The organism is Cryobacterium tagatosivorans (assembly GCF_004402215.1).
Taxonomy (GTDB): Bacteria; Actinomycetota; Actinomycetes; order Actinomycetales; family Microbacteriaceae; genus Cryobacterium; species Cryobacterium tagatosivorans.
The window spans coordinates 40,145-61,520 of the sequence record NZ_SOEZ01000038.1; the positions used below are offsets into that span (position 1 = coordinate 40,145).

Genomic DNA, 21,376 nt, shown 5'->3' on the forward strand with positions numbered 1-21,376 from the left:
CGCGGGGGCTAGTGCTTGGTGACGATGCTGACCAGGCGCGGGGCGCGCACGATCACGTTCACGATGTCGCGGTCGGCGACCGAGCGGATGACGGCGGCCGACTCGCGGGCCAGCTTCTCCAGGTCCTGGCCCGAGACCTTCGGCGACACCTCGAGGCGGTCGCGCACCTTGCCGTCGACCTGCACGACGCAGGTGACCGCTTCCGCCACGAGCAGCGTCGGGTCGGCCTTGCGCCAGAGGGCCAGGGCGACGCACGGCTGATAGCCGAGGCGCTCCCACATGTCCTCCGCCGTGTACGGCGAGAACAGGTTCAGCGCCATCGCGGTCGTCTCGGCGGCCTCCCGAACGGCCGCGTCCCCTCCCCCGGCACCCGTGTCGATCACCTTGCGGGTGGCGTTCACGAGCTCCATCAGGCGGGCGACGACGACGTTGAACTTGAAGGCCTCGATCAGCGACGGGGCGTCGGCCAGGAACCGGTGCGTGACCCGGCGCAGGGCCTGGTCGCCCGTCTTCCACTCGATGCCGGGCTCGCTCGTGACATCCCTGGCCACGCGCCAGGCGCGGGCGAGGAACTTGGCCGATCCCACCGGCGAGACATCCGCCCAGTCGATGTCGTCCTCTGGCGGGCCGGCGAAGGCCATGGTCAGGCGGACGGCGTCGACGCCGTGCCGCTCGACCTCCTCGGTGAAGTAGACGAGGTTGCCCTTGCTCTTGGACATCTTGGCGCCGTCGAGCACCACCATGCCCTGGTTGAGCAGCGAGGTGAACGGTTCGGTGAAGGTGACGTGGCCGAGGTCGAAGAGCACCTTGGTGATGAAGCGCGCGTAGAGCAGGTGCAGGATCGCGTGCTCGACGCCGCCGACGTACTGGTCGACCGGCGCCCACTTCTCGGCTTCCTTCGGGTCGAACGCCTGGCTGTCGTCGTTCGGGTTGAGGAAGCGCAGGAAGTACCAGGAACTGTCGACGAAGGTGTCCATCGTGTCCGCGTCGCGGCGGGCGGGCGTGCCGTCGATCGGGTTGGGCACGTTGACCCAGTCGGTCGCCCCGCCGAGCGGCGAGGTTCCCTTGGGCTTGAGGTCCAGGCCCTCGCTGGAGGGCAGGAGAACGGGAAGCTGGTCCTCGGGGACCGGGATCTCGGAGCCGTCAGCGCCGTGGATGATCGGGATCGGTGTGCCCCAGTAGCGCTGGCGCGAGATCAGCCAGTCGCGGATGCGGTAGTTCTTCGCCGCCCGGCCGGTGCCGTCGCTCGTGAGCTGTTCGATCATCCGCTTGACGGCGTTGTTCTTGCTCAGGCCGTTGAGCGCGCCGGAGTTGACCAAGCGGCCCTCCCCGGCCAGCGCGATGCCCGTGGCCGCGGGGTCCAGCGGCGGGAGTTCCTCGCTGCCGTCGAGCATGGCCTCGGTGATCACCGGGATCGTGCCGGTGACCGGGGCGGTCGTGTCGACGACGACCCGCACGGGCAGGCCGAAGGCGCGGGCGAAGTCCAGGTCTCGCTGGTCGTGGGCGGGGACGGCCATGACCGCGCCGTGCCCGTAGTCCGCGAGCACGTAGTCGGCCGCCCAGATGGGCAGACGCTCCCCGTTGGCGGGGTTGATCGCGTAGCGCTCGAGGAAGACGCCGGTCTTCTCCCGGTCGGTACTCTGGCGCTCGATCTCTGTGCTGTTCTGCACCTGGGTGAGGTAGCCCTGGAAGGCCTCCTGGACAGCGGGCGAGGCGCCGGCGGCGAGTTCGGCGGCCAGGTCGGAGTCCGGGGCGACGACCATGAAGGTGGCGCCGAACAGGGTGTCCGGACGGGTCGTGAAGACGCTGATCGGGGTGTCGTGGCCCTCGATCACGAAGTCGACGTCGGCGCCGATCGAGCGGCCGATCCAGTTGCGCTGCATGGTGAGCACCTTGGCCGGCCAGCTGCCCTCGAGCTGGTTGAGGTCGTCAAGCAGCCGGTCGGCGTAGTCGGTGATCTTGAAGTACCACTGGGTGAGCTTCTTCTTCACGACCACGGCGCCGCTGCGCTCGGAGGTGCCGTCGGGCAGGACCTGCTCGTTGGCCAGGACGGTCTGGTCCACCGGGTCCCAGTTCACCCAGCTGTCCTTACGGTAGGCGAGGCCCTTCTTGTAGAGCTGCAGGAACAGCCACTGGTTCCACTTGTAATACTCGGGGTCGCTGGTGTGCAGCTCGCGCTCCCAGTCGAAGGATGCCGCGTAGAGCTTCATGCTCTTCTTCTGCTGGGCGATGTTGTCGTAGGTCCAGGCCCGGGGGTCGATGCCGCGCTTGATCGCGGCGTTCTCGGCCGGCAGGCCGAAGGAGTCCCAGCCGATCGGGTGCAGCACGTTGAATCCCTGCTGGCGCCAGTAGCGGGCGACGATGTCGCCGAGCGCGTACACCTCGGCGTGGCCCATGTGCAGGTCACCGGACGGGTACGGGAACATGTCGAGTACGTACTTGCGCGGGCGGGTGTCGTCCGGGTCGCTCGTGCGGAACGGCTGGAGCTCCTCCCACACCGGCTGCCACTTCGCCTGGATGGCCGCGAAGTCGTAGAGGTCTTCGTCGGTCTCGCGGCCGCTCTCGGCGCCGGTCGGTGCGGTGTGCTGCTCGTGTGCCACGTGGCTCTCATTCGGTGCGGTGTTGGGGGACGTCCGGCTCGACGGCTTCTGCCGACGGCGTTGGCCAGGTTCTAGGTTACTCAATCCCGGCGGGACGGCGGCGCGGGGGTGCCGGCTGCGGCGCCGAGGGCGCCGAGCAGGGCCGCGGCCTTGATCCGGGTTTCCTCGATCTCGGAGGCCGGAACGGACAGGGCGGTGATTCCCCCGCCGGTGCCGATGGATGCTCCGTCGCCGTCGAGGACGATGCTGCGGATGACCATGGCCAGGTCGACCGCGCCGTCGAGCCCGAAGTAGCCGAACGCTCCGGCATAGACGCCGCGCGGGCCGCCCTCGAGGCCGTCGAGGATGGTCATGGCGCTGATCTTCGGCGCGCCCGTCATCGACCCGGCGGGAAAACAGGCGGCGACCGCATCCACCGAGGACAGGCCGGCGGCGAGCCGGGCCTCGACGGTGCTGACCAGCTGGTGCACGTGCGCGTAGCTCTCGACGGCGAGCAGGCTGGAGACGGTGACCGACCCCAGCCGGGCGATGCGGCCGAGGTCGTTGCGCATGAGGTCGACGATCATCAGGTTCTCGGCGCGCTCCTTCTCGCTCGATTCCAGCCCGGCGCGCAGCTCGTCGTCGAGCGCGGCGGTGTCCGATCGCGGGCTGGTGCCCTTGATCGGTTTCGTGGTGACCAGGCCGTCGCGGGTGACGGCCAGGAACTGCTCCGGCGAGGCGCTCAGCAGGGCGGTGGAGCCGAAGCGAAGCAGGCCGCCGTGGTGGCTGGGACTCCCGGCGCGCAGGGCGAGGTAGGCCACGACCGGGTCCGGCCGCGCGTCGATCCTGATCTCGTTGGTCAGGCAGAGCTGGTAGGCGTCGCCCTCGCGGATGGCCGCCTGGCAGCGGAGGATCAACTCGGCATAGTGTTCCGCGTCGTGACGCCAGTGCGCCACCGGCGGCGCGGTTGTCGGCGAGGTTGTCGGCGACGTCTGCGGTGCCGGGGCTGTCGACGCGCCGAGGATGGCCGTGACCGACTGTGCCCAGTCCCTGGCCGCGTCCGCCGGGTCACCGGGGGCCCGACGGACAAGGGCCGTGACGGTGCGGGCCGCGTGATCGAAGACGAGGGCACGGTCGACCTCGAGGAGCGCGGCATCCGGGTACCGGGATTCGTGCACCGGCGTCCCGACCGTCTGGGCGCCGAGCTCGTAGCCGAGCCAGCCGACCCAGCCGAGCCGGAAACCGTCCTCGGTCGTGTCGTCCAGGGCCACGCGGGTCGCGAGGTCCTCGCGGAGGAACTCGAAGATGGTTTCCGGCGACGTGACCGCCGGCGCCGCCGGGCCGGTCTGATCCTCGGCGCCCACCACGGTGACGGTGACCGTCCCGTCGGGAACGGAGGCGGTCACGAAACGGGAGCCCGGGGAGGCCTCGCCCAGGTAGCTGACGCCGGACTCTGCGCCCTCGCCGGCGTCCAGCCAGAAGGCGTATGGGCTGTTCGCATGGAGGGCGAGGAACGCGCGCGCGGGGTCCCACCAGTGGGGCAGCACAGCACTTTGGATTGACCCGGTCACGAGCCCAGCCTAGGAGACAGCGAGTGACGGGGAGATCACTCCGGTCGTTGCCGCGCCGCCGCGCGATCCGGCAGGGTGACTCGGGCGGTGATGAGCTCGGCCGGGACCGGCGTGTGCGAGATCAGCAGCACCGCACGCCCGCCCCCGGCGGCGGCGGCCAGGATGTCGCGCACGAGCACCTCGGCCTGGCCGGCGTCGACGTTGGCCGTCGGCTCGTCGACGACGAGCACGGGGAAGTCGGCGAGCAGGGCGCGGGCCAGCGCGATTCGTTGCGCCTGGCCGCCCGACACGAGGGCGCCGCGCTCGCCGACCTGCGCGTCGAGGCCGCCGCGCTGCTCCGCCCAGGCGCCGAGGCCCACCCGGTCGAGCACGGCTCGCAGCTCGTCGTCGGTCGCGGTTTCCCTGGCGAAGAGCAGGTTCTGGCGGATGCTGTCGTCGAACAACCAGGGATGCTGCTCGCACAGCCCGACCAGGCGTCGAACCTCGGCCTGCGGAAGGTCTCGGACCGGGACTCCCCCGAGCCGGTAGGACCCCGTGTGCTCGAGGAAACGGACGAGCGCCTGGGCCAGGGTCGTCTTGCCGGAGCCGCTCGGTCCGGCCAAGTGGACCCGGTCCCCCGGCGCGAGCCGGAGGGTCACCCCGGAGACCGCCGGCGCGGCGGAGCCCGGCCAGGCCGCGCCGACGTCGTCCAGTTCCAGCAGGGGAACGGTGCCGGCGGGCGCGGGCTGTGCGGGCTGTGCAGGCGCGGACGCCCGATGCGTCTCCGTCGCAGGTCCAGTCCGGGACTCCGCCGGGATCTCCGCCGGGATCTCCGCCGGAAGCGCGTCGGCGACGCGCCCGGCACTGGAGCGCACCTGGCGCCAGGCGCTGAGGGCCGGCGGGATCAGGCCGAAGACCTCGAACACCGCCAGCGGTACCAGCACGATCACGGCGACGGCCGGGCCGGCGATCGCCGACGAGCCGTGAGCCGGGATGCCGACGACCAGGGCCGCCACGGTCGCCGCGCCGGCGAACAGGGACAGCACGGCGCCCTGCACACCCACCCCGAGCGACCCGCGGAGCGTGGCCCGCCGCAGGCGCTGGTCCGCCCGGGCGAGCGACGCCAGCCGCTCGTCGAGCACGTCGAAGGCGCGGAGCACGTCGAGGTTCTCCACGACCTCGAGCACCTCGTCGGCGAGGGCCCCGCGCAGCGGCGCGAGCTCCCGCTCCGACCGCGCCGCGACCGCCCCGGCCGACAGCGTGCCGAGGATGCCGGCGAGCAGCAGGCAGAGCCCGAGCGTCATCCCGGCGGCCGGCAGCACGAGCCAGACGCCCACGACGCTCAGCACCGACACGAGGCCGGCCGTGGCCAGCGGCTGCACGACCCGCAGCGGCAGGTTCTGGAGGTCGTCGACGTCGCGCACGAGCCGGCTGAGCAGGTCGCCGCGCCGGGTGTTCGCGAGGCCGGCGGGGGCGAGCGGCACGATCCGTTCGTAGACGCCCAGCCGCAGATCGACCAGCCGGCGGAACGCGGCGTCGTGGCCGGTCAGACGTTCCAGGTAGCGGAAGGCCGAGCGCGCGAGGGCGAACGCGCGCACCCCGACGACGGCCATCGAGAGGTACAGGATCGGCGGCTGCTCGGCCGCCCGGGTGATCAGCCAGGCCGAGGTCGCCAGCAGCGCCACCGCGGACAGCGCGCTCAGGACGCCGGCCGCGAGGCCGGGCAGGAACCAGCGCGCCTTCGGCTGGGCCAGCCGGAGCACGGCCCGCGTGGCGGCCGGGCGGGCGTCGGAGGGGCGGGCGGGAACGTCAGACATGGCTGGTCTCCCGCATCCGCACGACCTGATCGGCCGCGGCCGCCAGCGCCGGCCGGTGGCTGACGACGATGACGATTCGCCCCGTCGCGGCCAGCCGGCGGAGGCCGTCGACGAGGACCGCTTCGGCCTCCGCGTCGAGCGCCGAGCTGGGTTCGTCGAAGACGACCACCGGGCAGCCGCGCACCAGCGAGCGGTAGATGGCGCGGGCGGCCGCGACCCGTTGGGCCTGCCCGCCGGACAGGCCCTGCCCGGCGACGCCCAGCCGCGTGGCCGGGGCCAGGTCCGCAGCACCCGACCAGGCCAGCGACCGGGTGAGGGCGTCGTGGTCGACGGATGCCTCGCCCAGGGTGACGTTGCCCTCGATCGTTCCCGCGAACAGTCCGGGCCGCTGCCCGGCCCAGGCCAGCCAGGGCCTCCGCCCGCCCGGTCCGACGGGCTCGCCGCCGAGGGTGATGCGCCCGGTGAACGGGACGAAGCCCTGCAGCGCCGCGACCAGCGTCGACTTGCCGATCCCGCTCGGACCGCTGATGACGGCCAGCTCACCCGGGCCGAACTCGGCGTCGAATCCGTCGACCGTGCCAATGCCGCCCCGCGGGATGGTGACGTCTTCGAAGCGGAGCACCGAACCCAGCCCCAGCCCCGAACCCAGCCGCGGACCCCGCACCGAGCCCTGCCCCGACGAGTCCGCGGGCGCGGGGGCGGGGCGCTCCGGGAGGCGGCCGCCGGCGGGCGGACCTGCTGCCGCACCGGCGGCATCCGCGTGCTCGGTGTCGCTGTCTGTGCCGCTGTCGCCGTCGGCGCCCAGGATCTCGAACACGTCCTCGGCGGCCGCGAGACCGTCGGCCGCCGCGTGGAACTGCGCGCCGACCTGTCGTACGGGCAGGAAGGCCTCGGGGGCCAGCAGCAGCACGAAGAGCCCTGCCCCCAGGGCCAGGCTGCCGTCGACGAGGCGCAGCCCCACGGAGACGGCGACGAGCGCGACGGACAGGCTGGCCGCCAGTTCGAGCACGAACCCGCTGAGGAAGGAGACCCGCAGCACCGTCATCGTGCGGGTGCGGTATTCCTCGGTGATGGCCCGCAGCCTCGCGGACTGGCGGCGCTCCCGGCCGAAGATCTTCAGGGTGCCCAGCCCGCCCACCAGGTCGAGGAACCCCGTGCCGAGCCGCTGCAGGGACTCCCACTGCCGGCGTTGCACGGACTGGGTGGCCCGGCCGATCAGCACCATGAAGACCGGGATGACCGGCAGCACCACGATGACGATGATGCCGCTGGGCAGGTCCTGCCAGAGCATCACCGCGACGAGGATCGGGGTGGCGATGACGGTCAGCAGCAGCTGCGGCAGGTACCGGGAGAAGTAGTTGTCGAGCGCGTCGAGCCCCACCGTGGTCACGGTTGACAGCCGGGCGCCCTGCCGGCCGGCCAGCCAGTCCGGACCTCGCTCGGCAATCCGGGCGAGCACCTGGCCGCGCAGCTGGCTCTTGACCTCGGCCGCGCCCCGGTTCGCGGCGACCTCGAGCAGCCAGACCAGTCCGGCGCGCAGCACGACAGCAGCGGCGAGGGCGCCGATCGTGCCGGCCAGTTGCTCGAGCGGTTTGCCGTCGATCGCCTGGCTGATGCCGCGGCTGAGCAGCCAGGCGACGGCCACGGTGACGACCGTCTGCGCGAGGCCGAGCACCGCCCCGACGACGAGGAACCGCCGGGCGGCGCTCGCGTAGCGGAGCAGCCGAGGATCGAGGGGGCGCATCCGGTCTAGTGTACGGCGGCTTCGATGGTCTTCCGGCTGAGCCGTTTGCGCAGGATCCAGTAGGTCCAGCCCTGGTAGAGCAGGATGACCGGCATCGCGAACAGGGCCGTCCAGCTCATGACCTCCAGCGTGTACGGCGTCGACGAGGCGTTCGCGATCGTCAGGCTGTTCGCCGGGTCGTTGCTGGCCGGCATCACATCCGGGAACAGGGAGGCGAAGAGCGTGAGCACTGCGAGGGCGATCGTGGCGGCCATCAGCCCGAAGGCCCAGCCCTCAGCCTCTCGAAGGTTGGCGATGAAGGCGGCCACCAGGGCAACGGCGGCCAGGGCGGCGAGGATGCCGGTGGCCGGGCTGCCGTACGCCAGCACGGTCCAGGCCAGGAAGGTTGCCGCGACGACGATGGTGGCGACGCCAGATCGGACGGCGAGGAGCCGGGCGCGCCGGCGGATGTCGCCTTCCGTCTTCAGCGAGACGAAGACCACCCCGTGCGTGAAGAACAGCAGCAGCGTGGTCAGACCGCCGAGCAGGGCATACGGATTCAGCAGGTCGAAGAACGTGCCGGTGTAGTTGAAGCCGGCGTCGAGGGGAACGCCGCGGACGACGTTGGCGAAGGCCACGCCCCAGAGCAGCGCCGGGATGGCGGACCCGGCCACGATCATCCGGTCGAAGCCGCGCTTCCACTCCGCCCCCGGCCGCTGGTGCCGGTATTCGAACGAGACGCCGCGGGCGATGAGCGCCAGCAGGATCAGCAGCAGGGCCAGGTAGAAACCGCTGAACATGGTCGCGTACCACTCGGGGAAGGCCGCGAAGAGCGCGGCGCCGGCGACGATGACCCACGTTTCGTTGAGGTCCCAGACCGGGCCGATCGTGTTGATGAGCACGCGGCGGTCGACGTCGTCCCTGCCGAGGAAGGGCAGGGACATGCCGACGCCGAAGTCGAACCCGTCGAGCACGAAGTACCCGACGAACAGCGCCGCGATGATCCAGAACCAGAGTGTGTTGAGTTCCATCATTCGCTCCTAGTAGACCGTTGTCCGCGGCGTGATTTCCCCGGAGACCGGGTCCGGGGCGGCCACATCGTCCGGCCCCTTGCGGATCGCCCGCAGGATGAGCCCGAATTCGACCACGGCGAGGGCGCCGTAGATCGCGGTGAAGGCGATGAGAGATATCAGGATTTCGAGGCCGGAGACGTTGGGCGAGACGCCGTCCTGCGTCTTCAGCAGGCCGAACACGAGCCAGGGTTGCCGGCCCATCTCGGTGAACACCCAGCCGACGCTCATGGCCAGCAGCGAGAACGGGAAGGACCAGATCGCGACCCGCCACATCCACCGGCGGGGAACACGCCCGCCGCGGGTGAACCAGAGCCCTGCCACGGCCACCAGCATGTGCGCGAGGCCGAGGCCGATCATCCAGCGGAAGGACCAGTAGGTGACCCAGATGATCGGCGTGTAGTCGCCGGGCCCGTAGAGCTGCGTGTACTGCGCCTGCAGGTTGTTGATGCCCTCGACGGTGCCGTCGAACGTGTGCGTCGACAGGAACGACAGAAGGTACGGCACGCGCACCGAGAAGAGTTCGTGCACGCCGTCCGGTGTGCCCAGGGTGAAGATCGAGAAGGATGCGTTCGCGCCGGTTGCCGTCGTGTACAGGGCCTCCGCCGCGGCCATCTTCATCGGCTGGGCGTCCACCATGGCCAGGCTGAGCTGGTCACCCATCAGCGTGGTCAGCACACCGGAGATGACCATCATCCAGAGGCCGAACTTGAGCGCCGGACGCATCGTCTCCAGGTGCTGGTTGCGGGACAGGTGCCACGCGGCCACGGAGATGATCAGCCCCGCGGACACCATGAAGCAGGCGGCGATCGTGTGCGGGAACGCGGCCAGGGCGATCGGGTTGGACAACAGCTCGCCGATGCTGGTCAGCTCGGCGCGGCCGCGTGCCTCGTTGATCTGGAAGCCGACCGGGTTCTGCATGAAGGCGTTGGCGGCGATGATGAAGTAGGCGGACGCCGTGCTTCCGATCGCGACCAGCCAGATGGTGGCGAGGTGCAGGCGGCGCGGGAGCTTGTCCCAGCCGAAGATCCACAGGCCGATGAACGTCGCCTCGAGGAAGAACGCGACGATGCCCTCGAACGCCAGCGGGGCGCCGAAGACGTCACCGACGAAGCGGGAGTAGTCCGACCAGTTCATGCCGAACTGGAACTCCTGCACGATCCCGGTGACGACGCCCATGGCGAAGTTGATCAGCAGGATCTTGCCGAAGAAGTGGGTGAGCTGCAGGTATTTCGCCTTGTCGGTGCGCACCCAGGCCGTCTGGAAAATGGCGACGGTGAGGGCCAGGCCGATGGTGAGCGGCACAAACAGGAAGTGGTAAATGGTCGTCAGGCCGAATTGCCAGCGGGAGAGCAGTAACGGGTCCAGCCACTCGGTCATCGTCTCTCCACATTCCGTTTCTACTGTGGGTAGAACATTACACTTCTACGAAGCGTAGAAACAACACTCCGGCGGCGGTAAACTGAACCAATGGGCAATCTGGGCACGTTGGAGAGAACGGTGATGGATGTCCTCTGGGACATCGATGGGTCGCTGAGCGCCAACGAGCTCAGGGACCGCCTGGCCGACGCATCCGCCACGCCAGCCGGGCGCGGCACCCTCGCCACGACGACGATCCTCACGGTCCTCTCCCGGCTCGAGAAGAAGGGCTTCGTCATGCGCGACCGGGGCAGCCGGCCGCATCTGTACCGGGCGACGACGACGCGCACGGATCACACCGCGGACCTCATGCTCGAGGTCCTCGGCTCCGCCTCCGACCGGCAGGCCGCGCTGGCCCGGTTCATCGGCACGGTGAGCCCGCAGGAGGCCGAGGCCCTTCGGCAGCTCCTCGGCGTCGGTTCACCCGGCCGCGAGTGAGCTCGCACCCCGCGCGGCACCCGCCGCGGCCGGAGTAGGCGTGTTCGCGGCAGCGGCGAGCCTCGGGATCGTGGCGGTCGCCCTGGCCTGGCCGGTCCCGATCCTGCTCGCCGCCAGCCGGTGGCCGGCCCGCGCGCCCGGGGTCGCGCTCGTGCTGTGGCAGTCGATCGCGCTGGCCGGCGGGCTCGCGATGATCGGTTCGTTGCTCGCCTACGGGCTGCTCCCGTTCGGGACAACGCTGCCGGGCGGCATCCTCGGCGTGCTCCGGCAGCTCTCCGGCGGGCCGCTGCCGGCCGGCACGTCCTTCGCCCATCTGCTGGCGCTGTGCGCCGCGCTCCTGCTGGGCGGGCACCTTCTGCTCAACCTGGCGACGACCTTCGCCAGGGCCGAGCATCAGCGTCGGCGGCACCTCCATCTCATCGGTCTGCTCAGCGAACCGCTGCGGGATCGCCCCGGAACGCGTGTGATCGCGCACGCGGCGCCGGTGGCGTACTGCCTGCCCGGGGCGACCCGGTCGGCCACGGTGTTGTCCGAGGGGCTCCTCCGGCTCCTCGACGCGGACCAGCTCCGCGGGGTCATCGCGCACGAACGCGCGCACCTCCGGCAGCAACATCACCTGGTGCTGCTCGCCTTCAAGTCCTGGCACAGCGCCCTGCCCTGGTTTCCGATCGCCAACCGTGCCGAGAACGCGGTCGCGCTGCTCGTCGAGATGCTCGCCGACGACCAGGCCCGGCGCCACGTCGACGATCGCACCCTGGCCACGGCGATCGCGCTGGTCGGTTCCGCCGGGCACGCCCTTCCGGGCGAGGACCCGGCGTTCGCGGGATCCGCGGCTTCGGCGGCCACGGCGGCCGAGCCGGGCCACGCGCCGGTCGCTCCGCGGGTGCGGCGGCTTCTGGCCCCCGAGCCTTGCCTGACCCGGGCCGCCGGTGTGGGGGCGGGCGCCGCCGCCGCCGGCCTGCTCGCGCTGCCGGTGCTGCTCCTGCTCCTCGCCTGACCGCGCCGGCCGCGCCGGGAAGACCGACGGTCTGCACACGCACGAATTCGACGGACATTCCCGTGAATCCGGGCGGCGAGGCCCGGAAGACCGGCCTGCGGCCGAGAATGTCCGTCGAATTGGTGAGGAGCGGGTTAGAACAGGTTGGCCTGCTTGAGCCAGGCGGCAGCGATGTCTTCGGCCTTCTTCTGGTCGTTGGCGCTCTCCGCGTTCAGGCTCACCAGGTCCTCGGCGGACAGCGCAGCGCTGACCGTGTTGAGGACCTTCTCGGCCTTGTCGGTGACCTTGTCGGAGACCACCGGCACGACGTTGTCGGCGAAGAAGAGCCCGTCCGGGTCGGCGAGGGCGACGAGCTTGTTGGACTTGATGTTCGGGCTGGCCGTGTAGATGTTGGTGATCTGGATGTCTCCGTCGACGAGGGCCTTGACGGTGAGCGGGCCTCCGCCATCCTCGATCGGTTTGAAGCCGGCGGTTTCGATGCCGTACTTCTCCTTGAGCGCCTTCGGCCCGTAGGGACGGGTCTCGAGCTCCGCGTTGCCGCCCACGACGATCGGCTCCGTGACGTTCTTCAGGGACTCGATGTCGGTCAGGTTGTACTTGTCGGCGAAGGCCTGCGTGACGGTCCAGGAGTTCTGGTCGGAGGCATCCGCCTTGTCGAGGACGCGGAGACCCTCGGGCAGGGCTTCCTGGAGGGACGCGTAGATCTCGTCGCTCGTGCCGCCGGCCGCGTTCTTGTCGAGCGCCTGCAGCAGGCTTCCGGTGTACTCGGGGAAGACGTCGATCTTGCCCGCCTCGATGTCGGGCAGGTAGACCTCGCGCTGGCCGATCCGGAAGTCCCGCTCGACCGCGATGTCGTTCGCCTCGAGCGCCTGGGCGTAGATCTCGGCGATGATCTCGTTCGAGTAGTAGTCCTGCGAGCCGACGATCAGCTTGTCGCCGGACGCCTTATCCGACCCGCTGTCCAGCGGATTGCCGGACGCACACCCTGCGAGGGCTACGACGGCCCCAACCCAGGCCGCGCTGACAAGCGCGAGCCGGCCTCTTTTTGCTGTGAACATTTAGTTTCTTCCTTCCGCGATGGTGGATTCCATCCCCGGGCGTGGTCTGGCTGACCGGGCCCGGACTTCTGTGGGGTGTCCCGCGGCGACGCCGCGCGGCAGGACGACCCTGTCGATGACCGAGAAGATACCCTCCAGGGCCAGGGCGAGCAGGATCACGAGGATCGAGCCGCCCAGCATCTCGGCGTAGTCCCGGGTCTTGAGCCCGGTGAACAGGAAGCGGCCGAGCCCGAAGTCCGCGACATAGGCGGCCAGGGTGGCCGTGGCGACGACCTGCAGCGTTCCCGAGCGGAGGCCGCCGATCAGCAGGGGCAGCCCCAGCGGGATCTCCACCTTGCGCACGATCTGCCACTCGGACATACCCACCGAGCGCGCGGCGTCGATGGTGGTCCGGTCGATCGCCTCGAACCCGGTGTACGCGCCGGCCAGGACCGGCGGGATGGCCAGCACGGTCAGCGCCACATACGGCGCCTCCAGCCCGATGCCGACCCACAGCGCGACCAGGGTGAGCAGGCCGAGCGTCGGCAGGGCCCGCAGCCCGCCGGACACAGCCACGGCCAGGCCCCGGCCGCGGCCGGTGTGGCCGATCAGGAAGCCGAGCGGCACGGCCAGCGCCGATGCCATCAGGATGGTCACGAGGGTGAAGACCAGGTGCTCGAGCAGTCGGGACGGGATGGAGCCGTCCCCGACGTTGTTGGCCGGGTCGAAGATCCAGTTCAGTGCGTCCAGGAAGAGGGTCACTTCGGCGCCTCCACACCGAGCACGGCCGCGTCCAGGGCCTCCGGCCCTGGCGCCGCCCGGGCCGGTGAGCCCGACGGTCGCGCCGGGCGCGACCACGGCATCAGGAGGCGCCCGAGCGCGACGAGCGCCCCGTCGAAGGCCAGGGCGAGCAGGACGGTGCAGACGATCCCGGCCACGATCTCGGCCTCGATCCCGCGCTGGAAGCCGTCGGTGAACAGGCTGCCGAGGCTCTGCACGCCGATCACGGCGCCGACCGTGGCCAGGCTCACCGTGCTCACGGCCACGACGCGGAGGCCCGCGAGGAGCACCGGCCCGGCCAGCGGCAACTGCACCTGCCAGAAGAGGACCCGGCCGGAGAAGCCGACGGCCGTGGCCGAGAGGCGCACGTCTGCGTCGACCGAGGCCAGGCCGTCGGCGACGACCCGCACCATCAGGGCGACGCCGTAGATCGTCAGGGCGATGACCAGATTGAGCGGGTCCCGGCCGCTGGTGCCGACGATCGCCGGCAGCACGACGAACAGCGGCAGCGAGGGGATCGCGTAGAGCAGGCCCACCGAGATCAGGATGAAGCCGCGGCCCAGGCGGAACCGGCGTGCCAGCCACCCGATCGGGAGGGCGATGAGAAAGCTCAGGATGATCGGGGGCACGCTGAGCAGGAGGTGATCAAGGGTGCGGTCCCAGATGACGTCAAGGTTCGCCCAGATCCAGGTCACCGGGAATCCCCACCCTGCGCCGCAGCACCCGAACCCGGAACCGGGGCAGCCTCGCTCTGGCGTGACCCGTCGGTCAGTACCCCGGCCAGCCGGCCGTCGCTGTCGACGAGGATGTCGCGGCCGCCGTGGCTTTCGAGGTGGAGCGCCCGCCTGCCGCGATCGGCGCCGACGAAGCTGGCCACGAAGTCGTCGGCCGGATTCGCCAGGATCTCCGCCGGGGAGCCGACCTGCGCGATCCGTCCGCCCTGGCGCAGGATGACGACCTGGTCGCCCAGCAGGAACGCCTCTTCCACGTCGTGGGTGACGAAGACGACGGTCTTGCCGAGCTCTCGCTGCAGGCGGATGAGTTCCTGCTGGAGCTCGGCCCGGACGATCGGGTCGACGGCGCCGAACGGCTCGTCCATCAGCAGGATGTTGGGGTTCACGGCCAGCCCGCGCGCCACGCCGACGCGCTGCTGCTGGCCGCCGGAGAGTTGGCTCGGGTAGCGGTCCGCCAGGGTCCGTTCGAGGCCGACGGTGTCCAGCAGGGCCAGGGCATCCGTTCTGGCCTGCTTCTTCGGCACGCCGCGGAGCAGCGGCACGGTCGCGACGTTGTCGACGACGGTGCGGTGCGGCAGCAGCCCCGAGTTCTGCATCACGTAGCCGATGCTGCGGCGCAGCTTGACCGGCTCCAGGCCGGCGATGTCGACCCCGTCGATCTCGATGGCGCCGCCGGTGGGGTCGACCATGCGGTTGATCATCCGCAGCAGGGTGGTCTTCCCCGAGCCGGAGGACCCGACCAGGACGGTGGTCTTGTGGGAGGGCAGCACGAGGCTGAAGTCATCGACGGCGAGCGTGCCGTCGGGGAACTGCTTGCTTACCGAACGGAACTCGATCATGGACGTGGCTCATTCCTCGCGGGGGCCGGATCAGCGCGCGGCGGACCCAACCACACTGTATTCGTAAGTCACGCGCAAACGGATTGGTCGCGCCGAAACGAAATCGGGCCCTGCCCGCTCAGGAGCGCTGCGAGAGGACCGGGGCGTTCGAGCCGACGCTGGGTCCGTAGAAGCCCACGAGGTAGTCGTGCATGATCCGACGGCACTCGGCGATGATCCGCTCGTCGCCCTGCGGGTCGGACGCGAAGGCGCGCGACAGGAGGGCGTCGGCCATTTCGATGGTCATTTCCAGCCGGAAGTTCAGGTCCGGCCCGGCCGGCAGGCCGAACTCCTCGGCGAGGATGTCGGCGAGGCGTCGGGCGAAGAAGCCGGATTCGGCGTCGCCGTCGGCTTCCGGGGTGCGCTCGCGATCGGCGAAGTGGAGGATGCGGAAACCCGCCTCGGAGCGGTAGAGACCGACGAACGCGGTGACGGCGCAGTCGACGGCATCCCACCACGTCTCCGGTCGGGTGAGGTTCATCTCCTCGACGAAACGCTGACGGAAACGCAGCACGGCCCGCTCGCGCAGCGCGTGCAACACGGCAACGCGGTCGGGGTAATAGCGGTAGACGGTGCCGATCGAGGCCCCGGCGCGTTCGGCGACCATCGCGGTCGTGATGCGGTCGAAGCCGACCTCGTCGACCACGGCGGCGGCAGCGTCGAGCAGGGCAGACAGGCGGGCTGCACTGCGCTGCTGCATGGGTTCGGTACGGATCTGCTGGCCCTGGCCGGTTGATCCGTCCCCGATGATGTCATTAAGCGACACGTTTCCTCCTCGACGCCTCGTCACATCTTACGGGTTGCCGCCGGTGGCTTTGTGTCGCGGCGCGCATGGCAGACTGGGTGGGTGCCAGAGTCCCCCGAATCGCCGAGCATGGCTGACCCCGCGAGCATCATGCACCGGGCTGCCCGCGCCGAGGACTGGCTGCACGACGTCCGCGAACGGCACGCCCGCAGCCGCGGCTACCGGCCCATTGTCATTCCCTACGCGGGCTACGGGACAACCGAGCGCGTGCGCATCCTCTGCCGTGTGCTGCTGGCCAAACCCGAGGATCCGGAAGGCCAGGCCAGGGAACCGCGCCGCCGCACCGACGGGCGGGATGCCGGAATCCGGGGCTGGCGCAGCTTCACCAGCGTGCCGGTCAACGACGTGACCGTGACGATCGAGATCGGCGGCGACACGCACCGGGTGCAGGCGGACCGGGGCGGCGTGGTCGACACCGTCGTCGAGGCCCGGCTCGCGCCCGGCTGGCATGTGGCCCGGCTGCACACGGATGACTCGGCCCCGGTCGAAGCGCCCCTCTTCATCGTCGCCCCCACGGTGCGCCTCGGAATCATCTCCGACGTCGACGACACCGTCATGGTGACGACCCTGCCCCGCCCGCTGCTGGCGGCCTGGAACACCTTCGTGCTCGACGAGCACGCCCGGGTGCCCACGCCGGGCATGGCCGTGTTCCTCGACCGCCTCGCGGCGGCACACGAGGGCGCGCCGGTCATCTACCTCTCGACCGGGGCCTGGAATGTCGCCCCGACCCTGACGCGCTTCCTCTCGCGGAACCTGTACCCGGCGGGCGCGCTCCTGCTCACCGACTGGGGACCGACCCACGACCGCTGGTTCCGCAGCGGCCGCGACCACAAGCGGGCCAACCTGCGCCGGCTGGCCCAGGAGTTCCCCGACATCCGCTGGATCCTGATCGGCGACGACGGCCAGCACGACGAGGCCATCTACAGCGAATTCCAGCGGGATTTCCCGGAGAGCGTCGCCGCGATCGCCATCCGCCGGCTCTCCCCCAGCGAAGCGGTGCTGGCCGGCGGCCGGTCCAAGGATGCCGCCCAGGCCCGCCCTGGCGCGCCGTGGGTCTACGGACCGGACGGTTCGAGCCTGGCCGACCAGCTCGCCGAACACGACCTGTTCTAGCCGGCCTGGCCCGCCGGCGCGGCCGGCGTGCCGGTTACGGGCGGTGCAGCAGGCGGTCGAGCCCGCGGTTGACCTGGCGGGCCCAGAACGGCCCGCGGTAGAGGAACGCCGTGTAGCCCTGCACGAGGGTCGCGCCGGCGCCCAGGCGTTCGGCGACCTGCTCGGCGGTCTCGACGCCGCCGACGGAGATCACGCAGAGGCCCGCGGGAACGCTCGCCCGGATCAGTCGCAGCACCGCCAGGGACCGTTCGGCCAGCGGTGCCCCGGAGAGGCCGCCGGCGCCGGCCGCGGCCACCGTGGCGGCATCCGTCTTCAGCCCGGCGCGGGAGATCGTGGTGTTCGTGGCGATGATTCCGTCCAGGCCCAGTTCGACGACGAGCCCGGAGATGCGGGTGACCTCCTCGTCGCTGAGATCGGGCGCGATCTTTACCAGCAGCGGTGTTGCCCCGGCCGCTGTCCGGACCGCGCGCAGCAGCGGGGCCAGCTGGTCGAGTTCCTGCAGCCCGCGGAGGCCGGGCGTGTTCGGTGAGCTCACGTTCACCACGAGGTAGTCGGCGAGCGGGGCGAGGGCCGCGGTGCTGACGAGGTAGTCGGCGGTGGCATCCTCGACGGCGGTGACCCGGCTCTTGCCGATGTTGATGCCGAGCACCGGGCGTCCGGGCGTCGCCCGCACGCGCGTGAGGCGCGCCACGGCGGCGGCGGCTCCCCCGTTGTTGAAGCCCATCCGGTTGATCACGGCGCGATCGGGAATCAGGCGGAACAGGCGCGGCCTCGGGTTCCCCGGCTGGGCGATCGCGGTGAGGGTGCCGACCTCGACGTGCCCGAAGCCGAGCTGGCCGAGGCCGATGACGGCCTTGCCGTCCTTGTCGAAGCCTGCGGCAAGGCCGAACGGCGAGTCGAAGGTCAATCCCAGCGCGCGCACCGAGAGGTCGGTGCGGGGCCGGGTGAACCGCCGGACCAGCCGGCCGAAGCCGAGGGCCGGCAGCGCGCGGATGACGTCGAAGGCCAGGTGGTGGGCGCGCTCCGGGTCGACGCGCGTCAGCACGACCCGGAAGAAGAGGGGGTACACGGGTTCTACAGCTCGGCCCGGGGGGCCTTGTCCGACGCCTGGGCGTCGTGCTCCGTGCGCAGCTGGCTGATGGCCTGCTCGAAGTCCTCGAGCGAATCGAAGCCCTGGTAGACGCTGGCGAACCGCAGGTAGGCGACCTCGTCGAGGTCGCGCAGCGGCGGCAGGATGGCCAGGCCGATGTCGTTGGCGTCGAGCTGGGACGCGCCGGTCTGCCGCACGGTCTCCTCGACCTTCTGGGCGAGCATCGCGAGGTCGGAGTCGGTGACCGGCCGGCCCTGGCAGGCCTTGCGCACGCCGGAGACGATCTTTTCTCGGCTGAACGGCTCGACGACGCCGCTGCGCTTGATCACGTTGAGGCTGGCCGTCTCGGTGGTGCTGAAACGACGGCCGCATTCCGGGCACTGGCGCCGGCGGCGGATCGAAAGCCCGTCGTCGCTGGTGCGCGAGTCGATGACTCGGGAGTCGGGGTGGCGACAGAACGGGCAGAACATTGTGCTGCCAGCCTATCGTGCCGCGGCGACGGGCCGGTCGATGTTACTCGCCCGCGAACCGGGCCGCCACGGCGTCCCCGTGCGCCGGCAGCGCCTCGGCGTCGGAGAGCGCCCGGATGTGGCCCGACACCGCCCGGAGGGCCTCCCGGCTGTAGCGCACCACCTGCTGCGGGCGGAGGAACGTGTAGGCGCCCAATCCGGGCGCGAACCGGGCCTGGCCTCCGGTCGGCAGCACGTGGTTGGAGCCGGCCGCATAGTCGCCGAGGCTGACCGGCGAGTGCGGGCCGAGGAAGATGGCGCCGGCGTTCTCGATCAGGCCGAGGACGGCATCCGGGTCGACGGTCTGGATTTCGAGGTGTTCAGGGCCGAAGGCGTTGCTGAAGGCGGCCGCGGCCGCCAGGTCGTCCACGAGGACGAGCGCCGACTGCCGGCCGCCGAGCGCGGCGGTCACCCGGGCGCCGTGGGTGGTGGATGCCGCGAGGTCGGCCAGTCGGGCCGTGACGGCGTCGGCCAGCGCCGGCGAATCGGTGACGAGCACCGCGGCGGCGAGTTCGTCGTGTTCGGCCTGGCTGACGAGGTCCGCCGCGACGAGCAGCGGGTCGGCGTCGGCGTCGGCGATCACGAGGATGTCGGTGGGCCCGGCCTCCGCGTCGATGCCGGTCTGGCCGCGGACAAGGCGTTTGGCGGCGGCGACGAAGACGTTGCCGGGGCCGGTGACGAGCTGCACCGGGTCGAGCCCGATGCCGGGGACGCCGTAGGCGAACGCCCCGATCGCGCCGGCGCCGCCCATCGCGTAGATTTCCTCGACGCCGAGCAGGCCGGCGACCGCGAGGATGGTGGGGTGCACGCGGCCGTCGAAGTCGCTCTGCGGGGGTGAGGCGAGGGCGATCGAGGTCACGCCGGCCACCTGGGCGGGGACCACGTTCATCACGACGCTCGACGGGTAGACGGCCTTGCCGCCGGGCACGTACAGGCCGACCCGGGCGATCGGCTGCCAGCGCTGGGTGATCTCCGCGCCCTCGGCGATCACGGTGGTGACCCTCGGCGGAACCTGGGCGGCGCTCGCCCGGCGGACCCGGGCGATGGTCTCCTCGACGGCCGTGCGGACCGTCGGGTCGAGGCCGGCCAGCGCCTCGCTGATGTGGGCGGCGGGCACCCGCACCTGCGCGGGGCGAACCCGGTCGAGGCGCTCGGCCTGGTCGAGCAGCGCCGCCTCTCCCCTGGCCCGGACGTCGTCGATCAGCGCCGCCGCGATGTCGCTGGCGGATGCCACATCGGTGAGCGCGCGCGGCACGGCGGCCAGCAGTTCGGCCGGCGTCGGCCGGGTGCCTCGGAGGTCAATCGTCTGGATCATCGCATCCAGCCTATCCGCGAACAATCACCGCGCGGGAATAGGGTGGTCATCTAGGAGATTGAAGCAGCAGTATGAACGACACGACCTCGCCCCGGCAACCGCCTGCAACCGTCCCTCCCCTCGACGGCGACCCGCACGCTCCCGTCGACCTCGCCGCGTTCAAACACGCGTTCCGGCGGCACGCCTCCGGGGTCGCCGTGATCACGTCCACTCGAGCCGACGGCACGCCGGTCGGCTTCACCGCGACCTCGCTCGCCTCGCTCTCCGCCGTGCCGCCGCTGGCGACGTTCAACATGGCCCGCTCGGCCAGCGCCTGGCCGGCGATCGTGGAGAACGACCGGGTCGTCATCCACATGCTCGGTGTGCGCAATCGCGCCGTCGCGGAGAAGTTGTCTGGCCCGAATGAGCAGCGGTTCGTCGGCGACCATTGGTACCGCGGCCCGTACGGGCTCCCGGTGCTCACGGGCGTGACGTCGTGGATGGTCGGACGCATCATCGAACGGGTCCAGGTGCACAACAACGCCGTCGTCGTCGTGCAGATCGAGGAGGGCGGCATGGGCGAGGACGACCAGGCGCTGCTCTACCACGAGCGCACCTACCGGGTGCCGGGCGCGGATGTCTGAACGCCTACGTCGCCGACGGTGACCGTTGCGGTCGGGTTCGCCTGGTGCGCCGGTCACTCGGGACCGGAAGGGTCATGGTCGAGCCGGCTTGCGGGCCTGGCTCTCGCGCTCCTCGCGGCGGCGCCGGCGTTCCGCCTCGGCGACCGCGGCCTCCTCCGGCGTCGGGGCGGTGCCGCCCAGGTGCTCCGGCTGCCACCACTTCCCGGTCCCGTCCTCGGGGTAGTTCTCCTGTAGCCCGTCGACGAGCCACTGGAGCGTGTCGTGCAGCCTCAGCGTCTGTTCCGTCCGGTCGCCGGCAGGGTCGACCCGGATCGGTTCGCCGATCGCATAGCGAATCGGCGTGCCGACGGCCTCCCGCAGCGAGGGCTCGTGGTTTTTGGTCAGCAGGCGGTGGCCGCCCCAGACCGCGACCGGGATCACCGGGACGCCGGCCTCCGCCGCCATCCGCACGGTTCCGGTCTTCAGGGCGCGCACGGTGAACGAGGCGTTGACCCCGCCCTCGGGGAACACGCCGAGCACCTCCCCCGACGTGAGGGCGGCGACCGCCTGGGCATACGCCTCGGCGCCGGCCGTCATGTCCACGGCGATGTGGCCCATCGAGCGCAGCACTGCGCCGGCCACCGGCTGCCTGAAGACGCCCTGCTTGGCCAGGAAACGGATGCGTCGGCGGTTCCGGTGCCAGAGCATCCACTCGACCAGGGCGAAGTCCAGATAGCCGAAGTGGGTGATCGCCAACACGGCGCCCCCGGCATCGGGCAGGTTGCTCAGCCCGGTGGCACGGGGCTTGAGCCGCAGGGAGGTGAACAGCACCCGTCCCACCCCGATCGCGGCGGTGTATACCGGCTCACCCATTCCCATCCACAAATCCTATCCCGCCGCCAAACCCCCCCTCCCGCGAA

General features: G+C 71.0%; 19 protein-coding genes. 4 read left to right on the plus strand and 15 right to left on the minus strand.

The genetic code is table 11. The features are described from left to right. Window positions 1-8 precede the first annotated feature (8 nt). The 6 genes from leuS to E3O23_RS07345 form a co-directional block, all read right to left on the minus strand. Entirely contained in the window at window positions 9-2,600 is a 2,592-nt protein-coding gene (gene leuS / locus E3O23_RS07320) for a leucine--tRNA ligase (RefSeq protein WP_134489617.1), read from the minus strand. Window positions 2,601-2,680: 80 nt separating this feature from the next. Further along, window positions 2,681-4,150 (minus strand): anthranilate synthase component I family protein, encoded by a 1,470-nt coding sequence (locus E3O23_RS07325; protein WP_134489618.1) that lies wholly within the window; start codon window positions 4,148-4,150, stop codon window positions 2,681-2,683. Between the two features lie 35 nt (window positions 4,151-4,185). Continuing rightward, a complete protein-coding gene (gene cydC, locus E3O23_RS07330; RefSeq protein ID WP_134489620.1) occupies window positions 4,186-5,946 on the minus strand; it encodes a thiol reductant ABC exporter subunit CydC in 1,761 nt (586 codons plus the stop codon). Further along, window positions 5,939-7,690 carry a thiol reductant ABC exporter subunit CydD gene (gene cydD / locus E3O23_RS07335; RefSeq protein ID WP_134489622.1) on the minus strand — a complete coding sequence of 584 codons (1,752 nt, stop codon included), beginning with the start codon at window positions 7,688-7,690 and terminating at the stop codon, window positions 5,939-5,941. Before cydD ends, cydC begins: the two co-directional genes overlap by 8 nt. Before the next feature lie 5 nt (window positions 7,691-7,695). Then, on the minus strand, window positions 7,696-8,700 hold the full coding sequence (cydB, locus tag E3O23_RS07340; RefSeq protein WP_134489624.1) for a cytochrome d ubiquinol oxidase subunit II: 1,005 nt from the start codon (window positions 8,698-8,700) through the stop codon (window positions 7,696-7,698). A 9-nt stretch (window positions 8,701-8,709) separates the two neighbouring features. Then, window positions 8,710-10,119: a cytochrome ubiquinol oxidase subunit I gene (locus tag E3O23_RS07345; protein WP_134489626.1), complete on the minus strand. Its 1,410-nt coding sequence runs from the start codon at window positions 10,117-10,119 to the stop codon at window positions 8,710-8,712. 90 nt (window positions 10,120-10,209) lie between these two features. On the opposite strand from E3O23_RS07345, the gene E3O23_RS07350 reads away from it, so the two are divergent. Then, entirely contained in the window at window positions 10,210-10,596 is a 387-nt protein-coding gene (locus tag E3O23_RS07350) for a BlaI/MecI/CopY family transcriptional regulator (protein WP_134489628.1), read from the plus strand. A 40-nt stretch (window positions 10,597-10,636) separates the two neighbouring features. Further along, entirely contained in the window at window positions 10,637-11,593 is a 957-nt protein-coding gene (locus E3O23_RS07355; protein WP_134489630.1) for a M56 family metallopeptidase, read from the plus strand. Between the two features lie 134 nt (window positions 11,594-11,727). Here the strand turns inward: E3O23_RS07355 and E3O23_RS07360 are convergent, their stop codons facing one another. The 5 genes from E3O23_RS07360 to E3O23_RS07380 form a co-directional block, all read right to left on the minus strand. After that, a complete protein-coding gene (locus E3O23_RS07360; protein WP_134489632.1) occupies window positions 11,728-12,651 on the minus strand; it encodes an ABC transporter substrate-binding protein in 924 nt (307 codons plus the stop codon). Further along, the gene (locus tag E3O23_RS07365; protein WP_134489634.1) at window positions 12,652-13,392 is read right to left on the minus strand and encodes an ABC transporter permease; all 741 of its coding nucleotides are present in this window, start codon (window positions 13,390-13,392) and stop codon (window positions 12,652-12,654) included. It lies immediately after the preceding gene. After that, the gene (locus E3O23_RS07370; RefSeq protein WP_134489636.1) at window positions 13,389-14,105 is read right to left on the minus strand and encodes an ABC transporter permease; all 717 of its coding nucleotides are present in this window, start codon (window positions 14,103-14,105) and stop codon (window positions 13,389-13,391) included. The genes E3O23_RS07365 and E3O23_RS07370 overlap by 4 nt, the downstream gene beginning before the upstream one ends. After that, window positions 14,102-14,983, minus strand: a complete 882-nt coding sequence (locus E3O23_RS07375; protein WP_134489638.1) for an ABC transporter ATP-binding protein — start codon at window positions 14,981-14,983, stop codon at window positions 14,102-14,104. The genes E3O23_RS07370 and E3O23_RS07375 overlap by 4 nt, the downstream gene beginning before the upstream one ends. A gap of 118 nt (window positions 14,984-15,101) precedes the next feature. Further along, window positions 15,102-15,788 (minus strand): TetR/AcrR family transcriptional regulator, encoded by a 687-nt coding sequence (locus E3O23_RS07380; protein WP_241983371.1) that lies wholly within the window; start codon window positions 15,786-15,788, stop codon window positions 15,102-15,104. A gap of 108 nt (window positions 15,789-15,896) precedes the next feature. On the opposite strand from E3O23_RS07380, the gene E3O23_RS07385 reads away from it, so the two are divergent. Next, window positions 15,897-16,940, plus strand: coding sequence for an App1 family protein (locus E3O23_RS07385; RefSeq protein ID WP_241983378.1), 1,044 nt, complete (start codon window positions 15,897-15,899; stop codon window positions 16,938-16,940). 34 nt (window positions 16,941-16,974) lie between these two features. Here E3O23_RS07385 and E3O23_RS07390 read toward each other — a convergent pair whose 3' ends face one another. Genes E3O23_RS07390 through hisD form a run of 3 tightly spaced genes read right to left on the minus strand, consistent with a single transcriptional unit; the run spans window position 16,975 to window position 19,854 of the window. After that, a complete protein-coding gene (locus E3O23_RS07390) occupies window positions 16,975-18,009 on the minus strand; it encodes a quinone-dependent dihydroorotate dehydrogenase (protein ID WP_134489640.1) in 1,035 nt (344 codons plus the stop codon). 5 nt (window positions 18,010-18,014) lie between these two features. Then, window positions 18,015-18,500 carry a transcriptional regulator NrdR gene (gene nrdR, locus E3O23_RS07395; protein WP_134489642.1) on the minus strand — a complete coding sequence of 162 codons (486 nt, stop codon included), beginning with the start codon at window positions 18,498-18,500 and terminating at the stop codon, window positions 18,015-18,017. Between the two features lie 43 nt (window positions 18,501-18,543). Continuing rightward, entirely contained in the window at window positions 18,544-19,854 is a 1,311-nt protein-coding gene (hisD, locus tag E3O23_RS07400) for a histidinol dehydrogenase (protein ID WP_134489644.1), read from the minus strand. Window positions 19,855-19,925: 71 nt separating this feature from the next. Here hisD and E3O23_RS07405 point away from each other — a divergent pair, with 71 nt between their 5' ends. Then, entirely contained in the window at window positions 19,926-20,477 is a 552-nt protein-coding gene (locus E3O23_RS07405) for a flavin reductase family protein (RefSeq protein ID WP_134489646.1), read from the plus strand. A gap of 72 nt (window positions 20,478-20,549) precedes the next feature. Here the strand turns inward: E3O23_RS07405 and E3O23_RS07410 are convergent, their stop codons facing one another. Then, window positions 20,550-21,335, minus strand: coding sequence for a lysophospholipid acyltransferase family protein (locus tag E3O23_RS07410; RefSeq protein ID WP_134489648.1), 786 nt, complete (start codon window positions 21,333-21,335; stop codon window positions 20,550-20,552). Window positions 21,336-21,376: the final 41 nt, after the last annotated feature.

Excerpts from the sequence above, each read along its gene's own strand:
- E3O23_RS07375 (WP_134489638.1), bottom strand. The coding sequence starts at position 14,983 with ATGATCGAGTTCCGTTCGGTAAGCAAGCAGTTCCCCGACGGCACGCTC.
- E3O23_RS07410 (WP_134489648.1), bottom strand. The coding sequence starts at position 21,335 with ATGGGAATGGGTGAGCCGGTATACACCGCCGCGATCGGGGTGGGACGG.
- E3O23_RS07385 (WP_241983378.1), top strand. The coding sequence starts at position 15,897 with ATGGCTGACCCCGCGAGCATCATGCACCGGGCTGCCCGCGCCGAGGAC.
- E3O23_RS07360 (WP_134489632.1), bottom strand. The coding sequence starts at position 12,651 with ATGTTCACAGCAAAAAGAGGCCGGCTCGCGCTTGTCAGCGCGGCCTGG.
- E3O23_RS07345 (WP_134489626.1), bottom strand. The coding sequence starts at position 10,119 with ATGACCGAGTGGCTGGACCCGTTACTGCTCTCCCGCTGGCAATTCGGC.
- nrdR (WP_134489642.1), bottom strand. The coding sequence starts at position 18,500 with ATGTTCTGCCCGTTCTGTCGCCACCCCGACTCCCGAGTCATCGACTCG.
- cydD (WP_134489622.1), bottom strand. The coding sequence starts at position 7,690 with ATGCGCCCCCTCGATCCTCGGCTGCTCCGCTACGCGAGCGCCGCCCGG.
- cydC (WP_134489620.1), bottom strand. The coding sequence starts at position 5,946 with ATGTCTGACGTTCCCGCCCGCCCCTCCGACGCCCGCCCGGCCGCCACG.
- E3O23_RS07405 (WP_134489646.1), top strand. The coding sequence starts at position 19,926 with ATGAACGACACGACCTCGCCCCGGCAACCGCCTGCAACCGTCCCTCCC.
- E3O23_RS07350 (WP_134489628.1), top strand. The coding sequence starts at position 10,210 with ATGGGCAATCTGGGCACGTTGGAGAGAACGGTGATGGATGTCCTCTGG.
- hisD (WP_134489644.1), bottom strand. The coding sequence starts at position 19,854 with ATGATCCAGACGATTGACCTCCGAGGCACCCGGCCGACGCCGGCCGAA.
- cydB (WP_134489624.1), bottom strand. The coding sequence starts at position 8,700 with ATGGAACTCAACACACTCTGGTTCTGGATCATCGCGGCGCTGTTCGTC.